The organism is Allobosea minatitlanensis (genome assembly GCF_964020775.1).
On record NZ_OZ224509.1, the window covers coordinates 990,329 to 1,009,082 of the forward strand.

At 65.5% G+C, this 18,754-nt stretch carries 22 protein-coding genes, 1 tRNA gene and 1 pseudogene; 14 read left to right on the forward strand and 10 right to left on the reverse strand.

Annotated elements, in window-relative coordinates; translation table 11 throughout:
- Nucleotides 1-335 precede the first annotated feature (335 nt).
- The 5 genes from ACWH43_RS04705 to ACWH43_RS04725 all read left to right on the forward strand — a co-directional run bounded on the left by ACWH43_RS04705 (nucleotide 336) and on the right by ACWH43_RS04725 (nucleotide 3,585).
- Nucleotides 336-638 (forward strand): hypothetical protein, encoded by a 303-nt coding sequence (locus ACWH43_RS04705; RefSeq protein WP_260348469.1) that lies wholly within the window; start codon nucleotides 336-338, stop codon nucleotides 636-638.
- Between the two features lie 431 nt (nucleotides 639-1,069).
- On the forward strand, nucleotides 1,070-1,408 hold the full coding sequence (locus tag ACWH43_RS04710) for a hypothetical protein (RefSeq protein ID WP_260348466.1): 339 nt from the start codon (nucleotides 1,070-1,072) through the stop codon (nucleotides 1,406-1,408).
- Complete coding sequence (locus ACWH43_RS04715; protein WP_260348462.1) at nucleotides 1,408-1,749, forward strand: hypothetical protein; 342 nt, start codon at nucleotides 1,408-1,410, stop codon at nucleotides 1,747-1,749. Before ACWH43_RS04710 ends, ACWH43_RS04715 begins: the two co-directional genes overlap by 1 nt.
- 131 nt (nucleotides 1,750-1,880) lie before the next feature.
- On the forward strand, nucleotides 1,881-2,744 hold the full coding sequence (locus tag ACWH43_RS04720) for a hypothetical protein (RefSeq protein ID WP_260348457.1): 864 nt from the start codon (nucleotides 1,881-1,883) through the stop codon (nucleotides 2,742-2,744).
- A gap of 559 nt (nucleotides 2,745-3,303) precedes the next feature.
- On the forward strand, nucleotides 3,304-3,585 hold the full coding sequence (locus tag ACWH43_RS04725) for a hypothetical protein (protein ID WP_260348454.1): 282 nt from the start codon (nucleotides 3,304-3,306) through the stop codon (nucleotides 3,583-3,585).
- Here ACWH43_RS04725 and ACWH43_RS04730 read toward each other — a convergent pair.
- Nucleotides 3,569-4,129: a hypothetical protein gene (locus tag ACWH43_RS04730; RefSeq protein WP_260348450.1), complete on the reverse strand. Its 561-nt coding sequence runs from the start codon at nucleotides 4,127-4,129 to the stop codon at nucleotides 3,569-3,571. The two genes, ACWH43_RS04725 and ACWH43_RS04730, sit on opposite strands and share 17 nt — an antisense overlap.
- Before the next feature lie 926 nt (nucleotides 4,130-5,055).
- Between ACWH43_RS04730 and ACWH43_RS04735 the strand changes: the two genes are divergently transcribed.
- Both ACWH43_RS04735 and ACWH43_RS04740 read left to right on the forward strand, forming a co-directional pair.
- Nucleotides 5,056-5,376, forward strand: coding sequence for a hypothetical protein (locus ACWH43_RS04735; RefSeq protein WP_260348448.1), 321 nt, complete (start codon nucleotides 5,056-5,058; stop codon nucleotides 5,374-5,376).
- Between the two features lie 16 nt (nucleotides 5,377-5,392).
- Complete coding sequence (locus ACWH43_RS04740) at nucleotides 5,393-5,746, forward strand: hypothetical protein (RefSeq protein ID WP_260348446.1); 354 nt, start codon at nucleotides 5,393-5,395, stop codon at nucleotides 5,744-5,746.
- Between the two features lie 225 nt (nucleotides 5,747-5,971).
- Here ACWH43_RS04740 and ACWH43_RS04745 read toward each other — a convergent pair whose 3' ends face one another.
- A complete protein-coding gene (locus ACWH43_RS04745; RefSeq protein ID WP_260348444.1) occupies nucleotides 5,972-7,084 on the reverse strand; it encodes a pentapeptide repeat-containing protein in 1,113 nt (370 codons plus the stop codon).
- Complete coding sequence (locus tag ACWH43_RS04750) at nucleotides 7,077-7,808, reverse strand: hypothetical protein (RefSeq protein ID WP_260348441.1); 732 nt, start codon at nucleotides 7,806-7,808, stop codon at nucleotides 7,077-7,079. The genes ACWH43_RS04745 and ACWH43_RS04750 overlap by 8 nt, the downstream gene beginning before the upstream one ends.
- A gap of 179 nt (nucleotides 7,809-7,987) precedes the next feature.
- On the opposite strand from ACWH43_RS04750, the gene ACWH43_RS04755 reads away from it, so the two are divergent.
- Entirely contained in the window at nucleotides 7,988-8,155 is a 168-nt protein-coding gene (locus ACWH43_RS04755; protein WP_260348440.1) for a hypothetical protein, read from the forward strand.
- Nucleotides 8,148-8,444 carry a hypothetical protein gene (locus ACWH43_RS04760; RefSeq protein ID WP_260348439.1) on the forward strand — a complete coding sequence of 99 codons (297 nt, stop codon included), beginning with the start codon at nucleotides 8,148-8,150 and terminating at the stop codon, nucleotides 8,442-8,444. Before ACWH43_RS04755 ends, ACWH43_RS04760 begins: the two co-directional genes overlap by 8 nt.
- A 333-nt stretch (nucleotides 8,445-8,777) precedes the next feature.
- On the opposite strand, the gene ACWH43_RS04765 is transcribed toward ACWH43_RS04760, so the two are convergent.
- Nucleotides 8,778-9,023, reverse strand: a complete 246-nt coding sequence (locus ACWH43_RS04765) for a hypothetical protein (RefSeq protein ID WP_260348436.1) — start codon at nucleotides 9,021-9,023, stop codon at nucleotides 8,778-8,780.
- A 145-nt stretch (nucleotides 9,024-9,168) separates the two neighbouring features.
- On the opposite strand from ACWH43_RS04765, the gene ACWH43_RS04770 reads away from it, so the two are divergent.
- Nucleotides 9,169-9,929 (forward strand): IS5 family transposase gene (locus tag ACWH43_RS04770; protein WP_260349792.1). Its coding sequence is split into 2 segments (ribosomal slippage): nucleotides 9,169-9,502 and nucleotides 9,502-9,929, totalling 762 coding nucleotides; the frame shifts between segments, so codons are not numbered across the junction.
- A 23-nt stretch (nucleotides 9,930-9,952) separates the two neighbouring features.
- Here ACWH43_RS04770 and ACWH43_RS04775 read toward each other — a convergent pair.
- Nucleotides 9,953-11,056: an IS630 family transposase gene (locus tag ACWH43_RS04775; RefSeq protein ID WP_260349791.1), complete on the reverse strand. Its 1,104-nt coding sequence runs from the start codon at nucleotides 11,054-11,056 to the stop codon at nucleotides 9,953-9,955.
- Between the two features lie 75 nt (nucleotides 11,057-11,131).
- Here ACWH43_RS04775 and ACWH43_RS04780 point away from each other — a divergent pair.
- A pseudogene (locus ACWH43_RS04780) lies at nucleotides 11,132-11,762 on the forward strand (SOS response-associated peptidase family protein); the annotation flags it as partial.
- Between the two features lie 84 nt (nucleotides 11,763-11,846).
- Here ACWH43_RS04780 and ACWH43_RS04785 read toward each other — a convergent pair.
- Nucleotides 11,847-11,921, reverse strand: a tRNA-Val gene (locus ACWH43_RS04785).
- A 166-nt stretch (nucleotides 11,922-12,087) separates the two neighbouring features.
- The gene (gene cpdR, locus ACWH43_RS04790) at nucleotides 12,088-12,447 is read right to left on the reverse strand and encodes a cell cycle two-component system response regulator CpdR (RefSeq protein ID WP_038363805.1); all 360 of its coding nucleotides are present in this window, start codon (nucleotides 12,445-12,447) and stop codon (nucleotides 12,088-12,090) included.
- Nucleotides 12,448-12,701: 254 nt separating this feature from the next.
- Between cpdR and ACWH43_RS04795 the strand changes: the two genes are divergently transcribed.
- Nucleotides 12,702-13,622 carry an N-formylglutamate amidohydrolase gene (locus ACWH43_RS04795; protein WP_158444285.1) on the forward strand — a complete coding sequence of 307 codons (921 nt, stop codon included), beginning with the start codon at nucleotides 12,702-12,704 and terminating at the stop codon, nucleotides 13,620-13,622.
- A gap of 329 nt (nucleotides 13,623-13,951) precedes the next feature.
- On the forward strand, nucleotides 13,952-14,734 hold the full coding sequence (gene hisN, locus ACWH43_RS04800; protein WP_158444284.1) for a histidinol-phosphatase: 783 nt from the start codon (nucleotides 13,952-13,954) through the stop codon (nucleotides 14,732-14,734).
- On the opposite strand, the gene ACWH43_RS04805 is transcribed toward hisN, so the two are convergent.
- A complete protein-coding gene (locus tag ACWH43_RS04805) occupies nucleotides 14,639-15,694 on the reverse strand; it encodes an alpha/beta hydrolase (RefSeq protein ID WP_158444283.1) in 1,056 nt (351 codons plus the stop codon). The two genes, hisN and ACWH43_RS04805, sit on opposite strands and share 96 nt — an antisense overlap.
- Nucleotides 15,695-15,984: 290 nt before the next feature.
- Between ACWH43_RS04805 and ACWH43_RS04810 the strand changes: the two genes are divergently transcribed.
- A complete protein-coding gene (locus tag ACWH43_RS04810) occupies nucleotides 15,985-16,458 on the forward strand; it encodes an Hsp20 family protein (RefSeq protein WP_158444282.1) in 474 nt (157 codons plus the stop codon).
- Nucleotides 16,459-16,646: 188 nt separating this feature from the next.
- Here the strand turns inward: ACWH43_RS04810 and ACWH43_RS04815 are convergent, their stop codons facing one another.
- Nucleotides 16,647-17,603: a hypothetical protein gene (locus ACWH43_RS04815; protein WP_158448048.1), complete on the reverse strand. Its 957-nt coding sequence runs from the start codon at nucleotides 17,601-17,603 to the stop codon at nucleotides 16,647-16,649.
- An 88-nt stretch (nucleotides 17,604-17,691) separates the two neighbouring features.
- Nucleotides 17,692-18,747: a threonine aldolase family protein gene (locus tag ACWH43_RS04820; protein ID WP_158445514.1), complete on the reverse strand. Its 1,056-nt coding sequence runs from the start codon at nucleotides 18,745-18,747 to the stop codon at nucleotides 17,692-17,694.
- Between the last annotated feature and the right edge of the window lie 7 nt (nucleotides 18,748-18,754).

Consider the following 18,754-nt stretch of genomic DNA (forward strand, 5'->3'; position numbering starts at 1 on the left):
CCGGCCGACGTCGTTCGGCCCGAAGGCCGCTGCACTCGGCCGGCCGACCAAGTCATTGAAAAATCGAGGGGCGGCGGCGCCGCTTCGTCTTATAATTATACTCCTTATGCAAGCGCGCTTGCGCGCGCGCAGGTCTGGGTTGACCCAGCCGAAGGCAGGCTGGCCAGGCCCGATGGTCGGGGTTTTGCCTCCGCTGCCGCTCCGGCGGGGATTGCGGGATGACCACGAGAAAAATCCGGCAAGGGCCTTCGGCCCGGTATGATCTCCAACGACGTCCGGCCTCCAACGACGTCCCGGCCATTGTGCCTTTCCCGCCCATCCCGAATAGTCTTGTGATGATGCCGATCGACAAGACCAACCCTCGCGCCCTCCGAGCCCACCGGGCGCGTCTGGCCGCCGAACGCGCCCGGCGGCATCGCAAGCTCGTGCGCGAGGCCAGAGCGGTCGATGGCGCCATCCTCGACGCGCTGACGGAAGCACTCGGGTCGCTGCGTCCGGACATGTCCGCTGCGGCATTCGTGCGAAGCTTGGCCGGTCTTGCACTGGTGCGCCTCAGTCATGCCGGCCAGGACAAGCCTCGCCGCGCTTTCGACAAGCGTCTCGGATTGCCGGTCAGGGACGACACCGGAGGCCGTTGATCGCTCTCTTGTGGTTCACGAATGAATCGCTACAATATATAGACCTTGGCTCAGGGCACCCCAATGAGCATTTAGGCCTGCCACCCAACGCGACGGGTGGTGGGCCTGAATTCTGTCAGGGCTTTTCGCGCTGTCGTGATCGATGCCGGCCTGCGTGCCGGAGGATCTTCGCGAACCCGCGCACCGCCGCAACCGATCATCTGGCTGGGGCTTCGCCAATCGTCATCGCTGCGGCTGCGGGACGGAGCGTCTTCTAGTATAGACGCAAGGGCCATTCCGCGATTTGGTTAATAAAATGAAGTCATTATGGCGCTTCAATTCTGCTTTATCTTGTTAACCAAGGCATTGTTTTGAGTGAAGTTGACGTTGTATCAGCGTATCGAATCCTCCATCTGTGGATAAATCCTCATGGCAGCCGGAGAATTCGCTGTATGGGTCTTTATATCGTTGCCGATGTTGGCAAGGGACCGATCGCGGCCGAGATTTCGGAAGTCGATCTTGATTTCGGGCCGCGCTTGTGTGCCATGACCCGCCTCATCTCGCGCAAGCACGGGAGGCACTTCGTCGTCCGCTCCGCCGGTCCCGAGATCGTCGACATCAAGGCGGCACCGCAGGACTGGGCCGGCGATCTGATCGCGTACGTCGATCGATCCGCGCTGTCGGTTGCCGTGCAGGCGTGTCGCAAGCGGATCGACACCCTCCGGATCGACCGCTACCTCGATCGTCAGCGAGCCGCGCGTCTTCCCGACCTCTTCGAGGAAAACGCCTGATGGAATGCCCTGCGCCCGTTGCTTCGGAACTCCGCGCCCGCCTGCAGAATCTCCGCAGTGCCGCTCTCGCCGCGCGGCTGACCGATATCGTTGGCAGCATCGATGCTCGTCTCTCTCTGGCCGCCGTCGAGGCCTGCCGCGATCTGGAAAATGCTCTCGCGAAAGCGCACGCCACCCTGCCGCTGCCGGAGCTTCCGATTGCTGCGATGGGGAAGCCTCTGCCGGGGGCCAGGCCCGTCATGCCCGGCTCGAGGCGTCCTGTCCGCTTGCACAGGCAGCCGTCGCAGCCGGTTAGAAAACCCACCGGGCCGGACCGCTGGGACGAGGAGATTCCCTACTGAGCCGAACCTGACGCGAGCGAGAGTGGGGCGTGTGACTTTTGCGCCTATGGGGTGACGCTTGCCCAGGCGAGCGGCGGGAGGCCGGAATCCCGAACGAGCGTCAGTCCCGGTTGCTCACAACGGAGGAAGACATGGCGAAAGCCAGGACGAGATTCATCGCATTCACTGCCGCTGCTCCTGATCGGATCGCGGGTTACGGCCGCACCAAGGAAGAGGCGTCCGCCGCTGCCATGGCGGCCGGTCATGCGTCGGACAGCATCTCTACGCTGGCGGCATCGGAGCGCCTCGGCTTGCTGATCGATCGTGGCAAGGCCGAAGATATCTTCGTGCCGAGATCGCTGTATCTTGGTGATCCCGAGGGCTACGTGCACCTGGCGGATTGCCCTGTCGAGTTTGCCGTTTTTGCCGACATGCGGGATGAGCGCCTCATTTGCCATCACGATGGCTGGAGTGAGAGCCAGAACGAATATGTCGCCCTCGCCGAGATCGTCCCACAGAGCGGCTATTGGGACGAAAACCAGTTCGTGCTGATTAGCTATCCGCGGGGCTGGGACTTCGCGGACGTCGTCAGACCGACCCGCGAGCCAGGCGAGTACCGCATTGCGCGCGGAGCGAAGCGGTATGTCGAGTTTGATCAGGAAGCCCTCGACGCCGACGATTATGCGCTCGGCGAGCTCCGTTTCGATGAATTGGTCACGCTTGATACTTCGTCTTCACGGCGGGCGGCGCGCTTCTGCGGCTTCTTTAAGGACATTCGCGTCGACATCTCGATCGATCACGAAGGTGAGCTTTGCACGCTCGTCGATCTTGGCGGATCCGAGATCAGCGGCAGCGGCCGCGAGATGACGGAGGCCGACTTAGCGAAAGCTGCGGCGGCGATCACCAAAGCGGATCGCGATGACGAAGATGCTATCGTCGCTCTGCGGATTCTGGCCGCGAAAGCCCTCGTCGATGCCAGGCGTGATTGTCTCGACGAACCTGAAGAGGCTGCGTGAGCCCGACGAAGCGGTTCACAGTTTGCCGAGGTTGGGTGGCGTACGGCTTTGGGGTGGTCGACGAAAGGGGCAACTTCCCGATCTCCAAAATACCCTCGTTCGTACTTTGCGCCGACACACAGCATGATCTCGCTCATGACGTCGGCCCTGTCCCATCCTGCCAAAGCCGCTGATCGCCGCCGCTTCTCCGTCGTCCGCGCTCGCGCCAGTCTAGCTCGGTCCGCTCATTCGGCCGCTGTCGACGCCGCTATCGTTGAGGCCCTGGCTGAGGCGCTTGCCTGGATCAAGCCGGCGACGTCGGTTGCCGTCTTGCTCCGCGACGTTGGGGAGGGGGGCCTTGGAGCGTCTTGTCGAAGCTGGCATCGAGAAGCCTCTCGACGCTCTCGGTAGACGTTTCGGATTGTCGTGACGCTCATCAGATGGGCTGGGGCTGGGGACTTGTTTAGACTGTCGCGTACTGGCGGCGTTGGATCCTTATTTACGAATCCCGGAGATCGAGCTGGACTGCAGGGAATCTCATGTGAGAGTCATAGGGTCCGCCCGAAACGGAGGACGCCCCATGTCGAACCATGCTTTCAATCTCGAGATGGGCTCCGCGGTCATCGGCAGCAGCTTGGCCAACGCCATTGTCCAGAACAATATCCGGCGCCGGGACGAGCGGATCGCCGCCGAGGCCGAGGCCAACTCGGTCGCCAGCGTCCGCCGACTAGCAGCCGCCCTGGCCACCGCCCAAAACGAAGTCGCCGCGTCCCGGCGCAGGGAAGCGGCGATGCAGGAGGAGATCAACCGGCTGCGGTTCGATCTCGGGCGGGCTCACGCAGCGATCAGGCGGCTCGTCTAGCTGCCTCATCTTCTTCGTTGATAATAACCCCCGCCAGGATGTCGTCGACGATCTTCGCATGAGCGAGGTTCCCCTTCTGCGAGCCGAGCCCCACAGCGGCGGCGCTGGCAGGCCTTGCTCCGATGGAAGGAACGCCTTCGAGGTGATCTTCAGCGCACTTCGGATCGAGATGCGCCTCGATCTGGGCCACGGAGGCTTTGAAAAGTCGACGGGCCGCCGACGGGGTCAGGTCCTCGAGCCAGCGCACGAATGCAGGCGGCTGCCCCACGAGATTCGGCGGCGATCCTCCGGCTACCAGGGTGGCCGCGTAGGCTAGGGCAATGTGCGCCTGCGATTGCGACTTCGGCGCCATCTCTGCCTGCTCCTGGCGAGCCTGGGCCATCTCCAGCGCTTCATCGGCCTCGCCGCCGGCGGCGGTGGTGACCGGACCCGCTGGCGCCGGGATCAGCGACAGGATCATCTGCCCCGTCTTCGTGCAGACGGTCCAGGCCAGTTTCGGGATTGCGGCGAGAGCGCGGGCGATAGCGAGCAAAACGCGTTTCATGATGTGTGCCTCCTCGGCCGGATGCGGCCTCGAAGGCCATGCTGCCGAGAGACTACGAAAACGACAAAATGGGTAAGTGCGCGCGGCTTCAACTGCGCCCGATCGCTTGCGTCTCCGCCAGCGTCTGCTTCATCAGCGCCAAATCGTCGGAGGGCGACCTAGGCCGAATGGCGTGGTTAGTCCTGGCCCTCGATCTTGCCGAGCTAATGCCAAATTTTGATCTTGCCCTCACCGCCATGTCGGTGAGGGTCCCGGTTCGAAGCGGCGCGTTGCGGCCGGGGCTTAATCGGCCGCTTTTCGTCCCGCGTCGGGTCGTCATTGTGGAGGAGCTCCTCGTCTACGGCCACTCCACGACGAAGTGACGCCGCTCCATGAGGCTGGGCCGATCCGGATCGAGCGAGATCAGAGCGTGGATCTCGTTGACGCCGCCTACGCCTGGGCGATTGGGAGGCCAGGTCGATGGCCGCCGGATCCGTCACGTAAACCCTTGCCGCCGCTCAGGCACAAGATGCAGGGGGGCGGCGGCGATGCAAGACCCTATATGAGGTAAGGTTAAGTAAATCAGGGTAGTTTTGGCGCTGGACTCAAGTCGCAAATCGCCCATCTTCATCGTCATCAAGTGGAGTTGCAGCATGCCCCTCAGCGTCACCAGCACCGAGATCGTCACCCCGCCCGCCGATAGGCTCGCTCATCTGCGTAGTGAGAAGAAGCGACTTAAGCGTGGGAGGATAACATTCGTGCCTCGCTAACCTCCGACCTTGAGATGAGGGTCGGCGCCCGCTTCCACGCCATCGTCAGCGATCGCGTGCGCACGACGACGGACAGGCAGGGCTAGCGGCCTCGGCCCTGCCTGGGGCGGCTTGCAGGAGCTGCCACGGGGAGAGCCAACCCCGGCGATCCGACCAGTCAGTAGCATGGAGTGCATCATGGCGCAGAAGCGCAAAATCCAGTTCGTCGCTGTCGGCCCCGACCGGGCGACGTTTCTTCATCGCGGCAGGCTGATGACCATCCTCGCGGAAGCCGATGACGATGGCGTCCGAGCCACGCGGTTGGGGCGTCCGAAGGGAGCGCGCGGATTCATGTTCATAAACCCGGCGCCTGTCGAACTCGCGGAATTTCGCGATGCCATCGCGTCGGGGAAGCTTTCCCCGGAACTGATGGAGATCGGTCAGCGCGTAGGCGCAATTTTCGAAAAGGCCTGGACCCGGCCGGCAGCAGCTAGCGATCTCCAAGTCAGGCTTCTCTAAGCAGAGTGGAGTAGTCATGGCACACATCTACGATAGTATGGCGTGGCACGTGCTCGACACGAGCAGCATCAGCGGACTGGACTGGGGTTACGCCGCTGACGAGTGGCGGGAAGAATATGAAATCCTCTCCAAGCTGAATTGCCTGGAGATCGACCCGACCGGCTCGAGCTTCTGGCTTACGGACCTGGGTGCTTGGTTCTGTGAAAACCTTCAGTGCGGATGGCCCGAGTCCGATCGGTCCTGGGAAAATCGGGAGCCCGAATGGAGGGCGAAGCGCGCATACGCTCGGCACCGCGGCTGCACCGAGAGCACAGTGCGAAGGGCCTGCAAGGGCCGGCTGGCGATGGCCGTGGTCGACGGCAGGGGGTGACCGAGACATAGCCCACTCACTGTGGCCCTGCACGAAGCGGCGGGTGAAGGCGCTGCCGGGGGAGCGGCGCGAGGTGGCCAAATACTATCGCGCATCAAGCACGATCAGCCCGCAACCGTGCGAGAAAACCTTCACGACGATTTAGCTAGCGCGCTCAATCGCTTGCGGGGAGGCGGCGGTCCTTTCGAGGGCCGTCGCTTCGTTCTTACGCAGAAATCACGATTTTTACGCAGGCACCAAACTCTCCTCCGCCTGCGCGAAATCGAGATTCAGTTTCAGGCCTTTCTCCACTAGTTCGGAGAGCAGCCGCATCACATATGGCTCGAACTCCAGCCGCGAGCCAATGTCCCGAAAAATGGGTCGCCATTCATGCCGGGGGCCGGCCTCGACCGACTGCTTGGTTCGCCAGACGTTCAGGGCGATCTCGCGGACGCGCTCCATGGTTACCTTCTCTCCGAAGGAGACGCCGCCCTGGGCGCGACCTTCTGAAACGGCAGTCGCATGATCCACGCCGATCGCCGCCGCAAAGGCCCGGATATAAAGGTTCTCCAGTTCCGTATCCTGGCCCGCACGGACTAGACGATAGACGCGTCGATTGTGCTTCAAAATGTACCTGTTCCGAAGCGCCGCGCGGACCGCTTCCTTGACGATCGCTGGAGGTGTGCCGGGATCTTCCGCAATGCCCAGGAGCGCAACCGCGATCTGGTCATCCTGCCGGAGCACGCGCCCGAATGTCTGAAGGGCGCTTGCGATCGTGCCGGGTGGGATCTGGCGATTGGTCATGATCTTGTTCAGGAACTCCAGGCGCGCCTCTCGCCCGCTGCCGTGGATGACGAACTGGAGGATCGTGTTGCGGACGAAGCCGTCAGTCGCGTCGAAGTAGAGGGACATCGCCAATGCCTGCCGCTCGATCGGGTTCTTGATGCCCTCCTTCAGAGAGTCCATCACCCACATCGCTTGGTCAGTCCAATAGGCCCGCTTTATGCGAGCGTATTCCTTGCCGAGCTCTGGTAACCGTTGGACGATGTCCGGACGCTTGGGCTCGACCACGAACATCGAGCGATCGAGGTCGGCGGCAGTTAGGATGGTGGTATCGTCCCACTCGACGTTTCGACCGGTCGCGCCTCTCAGATCCGCGCCGGTAAAATCACACCCGCGCAGGTCACAGTCCGAAAAGTCCACGCCGGAGAAATCACGGTATCGCAGGTCGACCCTGCGATCCAGCCCGAGCCTCTCGATCAGCCGGATGAAGTTGTCGTCGTCGACCTCTTCGACGGCCTCAAGCCGGTCGAGATCGTCGGCGGTCAGGAGATCGGAGAGCGGGCCGCCCCTATTCATTCGAGATTTCCTGCTCGGAGATCACCAGTCTCTCGCCCTCGTCTTTCGCTTGGGCGCCCATCGCCTTTGCGAGGAACGCCTTGATCGTCTGCTTCTTGTTCCAGTTCAGCAGGCTGAAACGGGTATCTTGCGGAACGAAATCGAGGTCCCGCTTCTTGACGTATCCGCTGATCCGAACCGCGCTGCGATTGGCGCCTTTGCTGCGTTGGAGTTTGCATAGGACTTCGTCGTCGGTCACGTATGTCGCGACCTCCAGATGGCGCTCCGGCTCGATCGATGCAATCACCCATACGTCCCCGCCGATGGCCTTGACGTAGCCGCGTTCGACCTTCGTCTTGCTCGTCGTCTGCGACTTCGCCTTACCCTCGATCGCGGCGCCGCCTTTTACGCCGACCGCGGCTTTCGGCCTTCCATCTGCGGCGATCGCCAGTTGTGCATTCGCTCCCGCGGATGCCGAGCTGTTCCTCTCGATCACCGTTTTCGTCTCTTCGACGACGGGTGGCTTCACGGGCTCACCGAGACGATTCCCCGGTCGGATCTCATAGCCATCCAGTTCAAGCTTGATGAAGACGCGCTTGGCGGTGATGACGCCGACCGGCTTATCGATTTCAGGCCGGCCGACGCGGGCTTCCGATCGCAGGTGAAAGGTCTCCTCGTCATGACACTCGACGCGTGACCTGAGGTCGAGAAGGTCGTTGACGATATTGAGGGGACGTTCGCTCATTCGCGATCCATAATCTGCCTATTGATGGTTCGAAGTGAAGCCTAACCGATGGTCACTACGGCGTCACTTGACTCCCGCGCCGACTCTGATGTTCTAGTTATGTTCTCATTTCGAGGGCAGCCCCAATGGCAGCAGAGCGGCAAGAGAAGCTGGAACCCGCACATCCGACAGACGCGGACGTGGACGCGGTGATCGCCGAAGCCGCTGGCCATGCGCGGGAGGCGGTCCGCATGCTACTGTCGGATGTCGACGCGCTGGCACGGGATCACAACGCTTCCGTCTCGTACGGCTATGTCTACGGGCGCCTGGCCGTGGTCCGCAGCCGGACGAGCGGCGCCGATGAATAGCTGGGTCCACCAAGTCGAGCTTCGCCTCGACCGCCACGCCGCCGGCGATCGCCTTCGCCGGATGGAAGCCTGGTGCGGGGACTGGCAGATAGGGATGCGCGTGATCGAGACTATCGAACCGCTCACCGTGCGGATCACCTTCGATGACGCCCGATTCGCCTGGGCATTCGTCAGCCATTTCGGCGGCGTTCATGTGCCCTTGGACGAGGTCCAGCGAGCGATGGATGCCGACATGGCCGCCGAGGATGCCTACGACAGGCTGGCCGCCGAGTATGATGTAGAGGACTGATCAGGTCGGGGAATCGGTAGCCGAGGCCGCGCAGCGTCCGCTCGAAGGCTTGGGCTTCGGCCTTCGTCGCGAACGTTATGGTCTGGTATTCCATGTCCGCGATCTCATCCAAGACGCACTGGCGCTTTCCGGAGTTGTTCCGGGTGCCTTTGCCGAAGGGTGCAGGTAGGAGCGAGGTCATTCGCTCTGCCAGGTGCGCGCCCGTGCCGAACAAGATGCGCTCGCCGGTGGAGCGCAAGCGCAGGTCGTAGCAGCCGGCTCCGATCGGGGCGACCAGGTCTTCGCCCCTGCGTGGGTCGGGAAAGGGCCGCCACCGCGACCACGTGGCGAACTTCACCATTCTGATTCCGGCCTCCCGATCTTGCTGTGCCCGGGCACCAGGCCGGTCCTGTCGGCGACCTGCTGGGCGACGCGGCCCCAAAGCTTGACGGCTTGGTGATCGCCCTGGTCACGAGCCGCCCTCGCGATCTGCCTGGCGGTGTAGTAGCCGGCGCCGCCTTCGCGCTCGACGAGCTTGCTTGCCTCGGTATCGACGAGGGCCTGATAGTCGCGGCGTCGGGCGAGCCAGGAGCGGATCATGTGCAACCTCTGCTCACATACTCGCAACGTCGAGGCCATGCGCAAGCTGTTCGCGCGCTTCGACGTCGCGCCCTAGGCTCAGGACCTATTAAATTGTTTGCGGATCGGGCGATTGGCTGATTCGATGGCGGCGGGAGGTGCCGTCATGGATGATCTGCTGTTGCTGTCCGAGGCGCAGATGCGCCGGATCGAGCCCTATTTCCCGCTGTCGCACGGGGTTGCGCGGGTCGATGACCGGCGCGTGCTGAGCGGCATCCTGTTCGTGATCCGCAACGGCTTGCGCTGGCGCGATGCGCCGGCCGCCTATGGTCCGCCCAAGACGATCTACAACCGTTTCATCCGCTGGAGCCGGCTCGGCGTGTTCAATCGGATCTTCGCTGAACTGGCGGCCGATAGCGACGCGTCGGACCGGCTGATGATCGACGCCACGCACCTCAAGGCGCATCGCACCGCCGCCAGCCTGCTCAAAAAGGGGCTCTACCCCGATGTATCGGGCGCAGCCGCGGCGGCCTGACCTCGAAGCTCCATGCCGTCTGCGACGGCAGCGGTCGTCCGCTCCGCCTGGCGCTGAGCGAGGGGCAGGCCAGCGACTTCAAGGGCGCCGCCATGCTCGTCGACGCTCTGCCGCCCGCCAGCACCATGCTCGCAGATAGAGGCTATGATGCCGACTGGTTCAGAAACGCGCTCGCCGCACGCGGCATCGCCCCATGCATTCCCTCGAAAATCAATCGCAAGACATTCATCCCGCATGACCGCGCGCTCTATCGCCAACGCCATCGCATCGAGAACATGTTCGCCCGTCTCAAGGACTGGCGACGCATCCACACACGATACGATCGATGCGCTCACACCTTCCTGTCCGCCATCGCCTTCGCCGCAAGCTTCATCTTCTGGCTCAATCAATGAGTCCTGAACCTAGTCATCTGAATCTAAAGTTCGCCACATAACGTGCGTTCTGCGGTCTGGCAGAAGCGCTTGACGGAGGCGAGGATCTCGTCGGCGGACTTGGTCCATCGGTAGGGTTTCGGCTTTTCATTATGCCGCTCGATGAAGGTGCGGATATCGCGTTCAAGCTGGCCGGTTGAGGTGTGGACGCCACGCCGCAACTGCTTGCGGGTGAGTTCGGCAAACCAGCGTTCGATCTGGTTGAACCACGATGCCGAGGTCGGGGTAAAATGGACATGGTAGCGCGGGCGGCGGGCGAGCCATGCTCGGACGAGCGCCGTTTTATGGGTCGCGTAATTGTCCATGATGATGTGGATATCGAGGTCGGCCGGCACCTGCGCATCGATCTGCTTGAGGAAGTCGAGAAATTCGGCGGCGCGGTGCCGCTTGTAGCATTTGCCGATCACGAAGCCCGAGGCGATGTCGAGCGCTGCGAAAAGGGAGGTCGTGCCATGGCGGACGTAGCCAGGAGTTCGACGTTCGGGCACGCCGGGCATCATAGGCAGGACCGGCTGTTCCCGGTCGAGCGCCTGGATCTGGCTCTTCTCGTCGACGCTGAGCACCAATGCCCGATTGGGCGGCGATAGGTAGAGCCCGACGATGTCGCGGACCTTGTCGACGAACAGGGGATCACTCGACAGCTTGAACGTCTCTGAGCGGTGCGGCTGCAACCCGAAAGCGGTCCATATGCGGCGGATCGTAGTATGGGAGAAGCCGGTCTCGCCCGCCATCGAGCGGATCGACCAGTGGGTAGCGTCGGCAGGCTTCGAGCGAAGCGTGCGCTCGATCACCGCGGCGACCTGGTCATCCTCGATCGTTCTCGGCCTGCCCGGACGAGCCTCGTCCAGCAGTCCTTCCACACGATCCTTGAGGAAGCGCCGGCGCCACTTGCCAACCGTGTGCTCGTGCACGCCCAACTCGGCCGCGACGACCTTGCTCTGAATGCCGTCGGCGCAGCGAAGGATGATCCGGCAGCGTTCCGACATTGATCGCGCCACTCGTTGCCGGCGGACCTGTCGTTCCAGATACTCCCGCTCTTCCGTCTCCAAAATCAACGGTGCCGTAGGCCGCCCACCCGCGTTCGCCATACTGCGCTCCTCATCACCAGAGCCCAGCATACAATGATGCTTACTTCAGTTCCAGATGACTAGGTCGTCCCGTAGCCAGGAATCTTCCCCGACTACACCGCGCCCGTGATCCGCAACCCGGCGGGCGGCGGCGGGTCCGAGCTTGCGATGGCCAGGTGGGGATGCCGGCGCAACCGATCGTGCTCGAAAAAGCCGCCAAGGAGCGAGCCGCGAAACTCGAAGCCAAGGGCAAGCCGGTCGACATGCAGCAGCTGATCCACATGGAGTCGAACGCCGGCAACACCAACATCCGGCAGACCAAATACTGGACGCGTTGGCTTGGCATGGAAAGCTGCTGTCTGGAGCAGTTCACCTCCTTCAGCGAGTTCTACAAGGACGCGGGCGAGGATATCTGGTTCGCCTTTGGGGAAGAGCGCCCGACCGCCTTCTTCGCCGGTGTCTGGACGCCGCAATGGCGCAGTGTCCGGAAGGTCAAGGACGGCGAGGTGACCGCCGACCTGTTCGCCTTCCTCACCACCGACGCGAACGCCTAGGTCAAGGCGGTCCATCCGAAGGCCATGCCGGTGATCTTGACGACGCCAGACGAGTGCGAGGCTTGGATGACGTAGCCCTGGGAGCAGATCTCGCCCTACAGAGCCCGTTGCCGGACGGCTCGCTGACGATCGTCGCCTGGGGCGGGAAGCAGGATGAAATCTTCGGGCTTTGAAGGTTCACGGCCCCATTCGCGGCCCCAAAGCAAAACGGCCACCCCGGAGGGTGGCCGTAAGTCCTTGCAAAACAAGGAGTAAAATGGTGGGCGCGACAGGGATCGAACCTGTGACCCCTACGATGTCAACGTAGTGCTCTCCCGCTGAGCTACGCGCCCGTTGGCCGCCTCGGCGGCTTCAGGAAGCGTGTCCGGGCCGTGGCGGCCGCGTTCACGCTGCGAGGTGAGGGGGCTATAGCGAGTCGCCTCGCGGCTGGCAAGGCGTTTGCCGCATAAATTCTCACGAGGCTGTCGGCATCCGCATCGGGCGGCGCCGGGCGGCCTTTCAGGCGGCCAGCAGCTTCTCGACCTCGTTGACCAGCTCGCGCAGATGGAAGGGCTTGGAGAGCACCTTCGCGTCCTTCGGCGTCTGCGAATCGGGGTTGAGCGCGACGGCCGCGAAGCCGGTGATGAACATCACCTTGATGTCGGGGTCGAGCTCGGTCGCGCGCCGCGCCAGCTCGATGCCGTCCATCTCCGGCATCACGATGTCGGTCAGCAGCAGCTCGAAAGGCTCTTCCCGCAGGCGGTTATAGGCCGACAGGCCGTTGTCGAAGGAGGCGACGTCATAGCCTGCATTCTGCAGGGCCTTGACCAGGAAGCGACGCATGTCGTTGTCGTCTTCCGCGAGCAAAATCTTCGTCATGGGCCTGTTCTGTCCGTCCCTGAGGCCTGTCTCTCCGGGTCCGGCCCGGCTGATGCAGCGTCCGTTTCAATGCGTCTGGCGCCCGTGCCGCCACCGGGCCCGGTGCGGTTGGGTAGCGACCCCGCGGCACCGTTGGAACCATGCCTTTCTATTAGGCCTCATCGTGGTAAACAACGCGTGAATCCGCGCCGCGGGACGGCTGCCCGGCGGGGACCGCTTCAACCCGTCCGGTTTGTGTGCTTCAGTCGGCTGCGATGAGCTTGTCCAGCGCCCCGTTCCCGCCCGCTCCCGACGCTGTCGTCGGCGAGATCGAGCGCCCGTTCAGCCTGTATCCGCCGGCCCTTCAGGTGGTGCCGGTGGTCGTCGACGTGCCCCATGCCGGGCGCCGCTACCCCGCCGGCTTCGTCGAACGGGCGCGGCTGCCGCTCAGGGGGCTCAGGCGCTCGGAGGACGCCTTCGTCGACCGGCTGTTCGACCATGGCGTCGCGCTGGGCGCGCCGCTCCTGGTGGCGGAGTTCCCGCGCGCCTATCTCGACGTCAACCGCGAGCCCTACGAGCTCGACCCGCGCATGTTCGAGGGGCGGGTGCCGCCCTTCGCCAACACCCGCTCGATGCGGGTCGCCGGCGGGCTCGGCACCATCCCGCGCATCGTCGGCGACGCGCAGGACATCTATCCGGGGCGCATCCCGATCGGCGAGGGGCTGGCCCGGATCGACGCGCTCTACCGGCCCTACCATGCCGCGCTGCGCGGCCTCGTGCAGCGGACGCAGAGCGTGTTCGGCACCTGCATCCTGGTCGACGCGCATTCGATGCCGTCGGCGGGGCTCGACCGCGACGGGCTGGCCAAGTCCGACATCATCCTCGGCGACCGATTCGGCACCAGCGCCGCCGGCTACATCATCGACATCGCCGAGGAGGCCTTCGGCCGGCTCGGCCTGAGCGTCACCCGCAACCGGCCCTATGCCGGCGGCTTCATCACCGAGCATTACGGCGCGCCGGCCTCGGGCGTGCATGCGCTGCAGATCGAGGTCAACCGCGCGCTCTACATGAACGAGACGACGCTGGAGCCGCATGCCGGCTTCGAGACGCTGCGGGAGGGGATCTCGCGGGCGCTTGCCGATTGCTTCGCGCGCTGGAGCGGCTGGCTCGACGAATGGCGCGAGGCGGCCGAATAGCGCAGCCCCCGCCGCGAAGCGCGCAGGCCCAGAAAAAAGGGCCGCACACTTGCGTGGCGGCCCAAGTCTAGGGAGGAAACGCCCAAGGAGGGCAAGCGAAGGCTTGAGGTCATCTCCCCTTCGCAAGTGCACAATATGACTGTGCGGCGCGGAAAAGCAAGCGAAATCGTCAATCGGCAAAGTCGCCATGCCATGGATGCATGACGATGGCTGAAAACTGTTTCAAATAAAACCATTTACGGCATTTCTGCGGGTGTGGCGCCGTGTTAGAGGGGGATCGGGATCAGGCTCATGTTGCAGAGCACAAAAACGCAGGCGGGGAGGCGCGGATGAGCGCGGTCGATTTCGGGGCCTTCGTCAACGATCTGGCGAGCCGGTCGGGGCAGGCGATCCTGCCCTTCTTCCGGGCGCATCACGTCCTCGAGGACAAGGCCCCCGGCGGGGTGTTCGATCCGGTCACCGAGGCGGACCGTGCAGGCGAGGCGGTGATGCGCAGCCTGATCCGCGCGCATTTCCCGGAGCATGGCGTGCTCGGCGAGGAATTCGGCAACGAGAACATCGAGGCCGACTATGTCTGGGTGCTCGATCCCATCGACGGCACCCGCGCCTTCATCTCGGGCATCCCGGTCTGGGGCACGCTGATCGGGCTGACGCGCCAGGGCGTGCCGGTCTACGGCATGATGCACCAGCCCTTCTCGGGCGAGCGCTTCTCCGGGGACGGGCGCGAGGCGCGCTATGAGGGGCCGGGCGGGCCGCGGCGGCTGCAGACGCGCCAGGTGCCGGAACTCGCGGCGGCGACGCTGATGACGACCTCGCCGCATCTGTTCCAGGGCGAGGAGGAAGCGGCCTTCGCGCGGGTCGAGAGCCAGGTCAGGCTCTCGCGCTATGGTTGCGACTGCTACGCCTATTGCATGCTCGCCTCCGGCCATGTCGACCTGGTGATCGAGAGCGGGCTGAAGCCCTACGACATCGTCGCGCTGATCCCGATCATCGAGGGGGCGGGCGGTGTCGTCACCTCATGGGACGGCGGCAGCGCCGCCGGGGGCGGGCGCGTCGTCGCCGCCGGCAGCAAGGCGCTGCATCAGGCCGCGCTCGCCCTGCTCGCTGGCTGAGTCGGGCAGGGCCCGGTCCTCGCCGGGGATGAAGGCGTCGAAGGCGGCCCAGAACCGGGCGCGGATCGCGTCGTTCTCCATCAGGATCTCGTGGCGCGCCTCGGGCAGCACCAGGGCGCCGCCGGTCTTCAGCCGCGCCGCGAAGCGCTCGATCGCCGGCGTCGAGACGACGGGGTCGCGGCCCGCGGCGATGACGAGGGTCGGCACCTTCACCTCCAGCGCCGCCGAGGGCGCGTTGAGCCGGCCCATCAGGCGGAAGGCGTTGCGCACCCAGGCGATGGTCGGGTCGCCGATGCTGAGATGGCGCGCCTCGGCCGACAGCCGGCTGTTGCGGGCATAGCGGACCGGGTCGCCGGTCAGCCGGTTGCCCTCGAAGGGTTTCGTCGCGATGGCGGTTTCGCCGCCGCCGGGCACGAAGGCGCGGCCGAAGCCGAGCCAGTACAGGATGCTGGCGAGCCGGCTCGCCGCCACGGGATACCGCACCATGGTGAGGCCGAGCATCGGGGCGATGGCGACCATGCGGGAGACCGGCAGCCTGTCCCGGCGCGCGGCATCGAGGCAGAGCGCCGCGCCCATCGAATGGGCGAGGATGAAATAGGGCGGCGGGAACTTCGCCTGCATTTCCGCCATGGCGAGCGCGAGGTCGGCCTCGTAATGCCTCAGCCGGCCGACATGGCCCTTGCGCAGGCGGCGGACGAAGCGCTGCGAGCCGCCCTGGCCGCGCCAGTCGAAGGTGAGGACGTGGAAGCCGCGGCGGCGCAGCTCGGCGGCGGTCTCGCTGTAGCGCTCGATGAACTCGGCCCGGCCCTGGACCAGGACGACGGTGCCGCGCACCGGCTTCACGGTCGGCCGCCAGCTCGCGAAACGCAGCGACGCGCCGTCCCGCGTCGTCGCCAGCCAGACCTTGCCATGGCCCGGAACGGGATAGTCGGGGTCGTTGAAGAAGGCGGCCTCGGCCATGGCTGACTCCGGGCCGGCGCCGCTGCGCGCTTCCGCGAAGCGCGAGGCTGCTCCGGCCCTCTGATGGATCGGATCGTCGTCCTGCGCGGCGGCGTCCGCCGCGCTCGGGACCGCTCCGGCGAGCGGGTTCCCCTCGGCTGGTTATGCCCTTCGCGCCGGCCTCTTGAAAAGCCGAAAACGCTTTACCAGATCAATCCTGCGCAGGCCGGAACCGGCTGCGCGAACCTCAACCAGGCCCGCGCTCAGGCGAGGCGGGCCGTACTGCCTGTCGCTTCTCTGGAGGACACATCATGCGTCATTTCGATCTCTCCCCCCTCTATCGTTCGACCGTCGGCTTCGACCGCCTGTTCTCGCTGCTCGACCAGGCGACCAGCAACGAAACGGCGCCGAGCTACCCGCCCTACAATATCGAGCGCACCGCCGAGAACGCCTACCGCATCACCATCGCGGTCGCGGGCTTCAGCGAGGCCGACCTCTCGATCGAGAGCAAGGAGAACGCGCTGACCGTCAAGGGCGAGAAGCAGACGAACGACAATGACGAGAAGCGCGAGGTCCTGCATCAGGGCATCGCCGCGCGCGCCTTCGAGCGCCGCTTCCAGCTTGCCGATTATGTGCAGGTGACCGGCGCCAGCCTCGAGAACGGCCTGCTCCATATCGACCTCGTGCGCGAGATCCCCGAGGCCAAGAAGCCGCGCCAGATCCCGATCGGCGCCGGTTCGGCCAAGGTTCTCGAAGCCAAGGTCGAGACCGCCAAGGCCGCGTAATCCTTCAGAGCCTCTGCTCTGAACGGCGAGGGCTCCCGGAGACGGGAGCCCTTTTTGTTGCGCGCGAAGGATGGAGCCGCCTCTCCCGGGGCTTGCCGACGGCCGGACCGGGCTTGCCATGCCGGCGGCGGCCGGCTTGGGAGGCCGCCTCGCCCGGGATGTGACGCCGGTCCGACCCGGATGCCGGCTCAGTCCAGCGGCGCCACCGGGACGATCGGCGTTTCGGGGCGCGGTTTCGCGGTGCCCGAATCCTGACCCTGCACCGGCGCCAGCGGCACGGCGGCTTCGGCGGAGGCGGGCGGCCGTGTCGCCAGAGGCGGCCTGCGCTCGGTTTCGTCGATGCCGCGCACATCCTGCGGGTTGACCAGCCGGGGCTTCTCCGGGGCGCTTTCGGGAGATGCCGGGGTAGCGGCCGCAGGCGGGGCCTCCTGCGTCGCCGGGGCATTGGCCTCGACGGGGGGCTGTGGCGCGGGCTGCGGGCTCGGCGCCCTCTCCGGTGCGGCCGGCGCGGCCGGGGAGGGCGGCGACTCCTGCGTCGCCGGGGCGTTGGCTTCGACAGGGGGGTGCGGCGCGGGCTGCGGGGCCGGCGCCTTCTCCGGCGCGGCGGGAGCAGGCGGGATGACGGTCGCGGGCGCGCTCGCCGCGGCCGGCGGCGCGAGCTCGGCCGGGCGCTGCGGCGGCTGAGGCACGAGGCGCGGGCGCGAAGGCTCGCGCTCCTGCAGCGGGTCGATCCGCGCGATATCCGGCCCCTGTCCGGCCTGGGCGCCGCGCAGCGGGACGCGGCGGATCAGGTTGCCGGCGAAGGCGTCGAGAATCAGCCGCTGCCGCTGCCCGTTCGCCCGCATGCCGTCGACGACATAGGTGTCGGCGCTGCGGTAGAGCCGGTCGATCCGCACGAAGCCATAGGTCTGGGAGGCGATGCGCCGGATGTCGTAGGCCGTCACCGGCTCGGCGATGCGGGGGGCGTAGCGATAGCCGTATCCATAGCCATAGGCCGGCGGATAGGGCACCGCCGGCACCGCATAGTAGTCGTCGTCATAATAATAAAACTGGGCGGCGGCGCCTCCCGCCGAGCCGGCGAGCGCACCGGCCACGGCCAAGCCCATCAGACCGATGCGCCTCGACGCGGTCGAACGTTTTGCCATGGCTTCCTTCCTTAACGGGTGTCGCGCGGCGTTCAGTTTTCCTTAGCGATTGCGGCAGGCATGGGGCCGGGTTGCGCCGAAAGCCGCATCAGCCCGCGATCGTCGCGATCAGCCGGCCGACGTCGGCCGGCTCGGTCGCGAAGGACATGACGAAGCGGCCGACGATCTCGCCTTCGCGCAGGGCGTTGTCGGGCGCGAGCGAGCGGCCCGGCCAGGAATGGTAGCGCACGCCCGCCGCCTCCAGCCGCGCTTGCGTCGCGGCAGGCAGGATCAGGAAGACCTCGTTGGCCTGGCTCGGCCAGGCGAGCCGCGCCTGGCCGCCGTCGACGGCGGCGTCGGCAAGGCGCTTCGCCTGCGCATTGGCGTGGCGGGCGAGATCGAGCCAGTGGTCCTCGGCGAGCAGGGCCTCGAACTGGGCGCCGAGGAAACGGCCCTTGGACAGGGTCTGGCCGGCGCGCTTGCGCCGCCATTTCATCTCATCGGCCTGGGCCGGGTCGAAGAAGACCACGGCCTCCACCGCCCAGGCGCCGTTCTTGGTGCCGCCGAAGGAAAGGACGTCGACGCCCGCCTTCCAGGTGATCTCGGCGGGGGTGCAGCCGAGCGTGACGAGGGCGTTGGCGAAGCGGGAGCCGTCCATATGGACCGTCAGGCGCCGCGCCGCGACGGCCTGCTTGAGGGCGCGGACCTCCTCCGGCGTATAGATCGTGCCGCATTCCGTCGCCTGGGTGAGCGACAGCGCCTGCGCCTGGACGTTGTGGAAGCTGCCCTCGTTCAGATAGCCCAGCGCCCGGGCCACCGCCTCGGGCGTCAGCTTGCCGCCGGTGCCGGGAAGGTCGACCAGCTTGGCGCCGTTGCTGAAGAATTCGGGCGCGCCGCACTCGTCCTCGACGATATGGCTCTCCTCATGGGTGAGCACCGCGCCCCAGGGCTTGACCACGCTGGCGAGGGCCAGCGCGTTCGCGGCCGTGCCCGTCGTCACCAGGAAGGCCGCGACCTCGCGCTCGAACAGGGCCGAGAGCCGCTCTTCGACCCGCTTCGTCCAGTCGTCGCTGCCATAGCCGGAGGCCGGGCCGTCATTGGCGGCGGCCAGCGCGGCCATGACGCGGGGGCTGGCGCCGGCGGTGTTGTCGCTGATGAAGTTCATGCGCCAA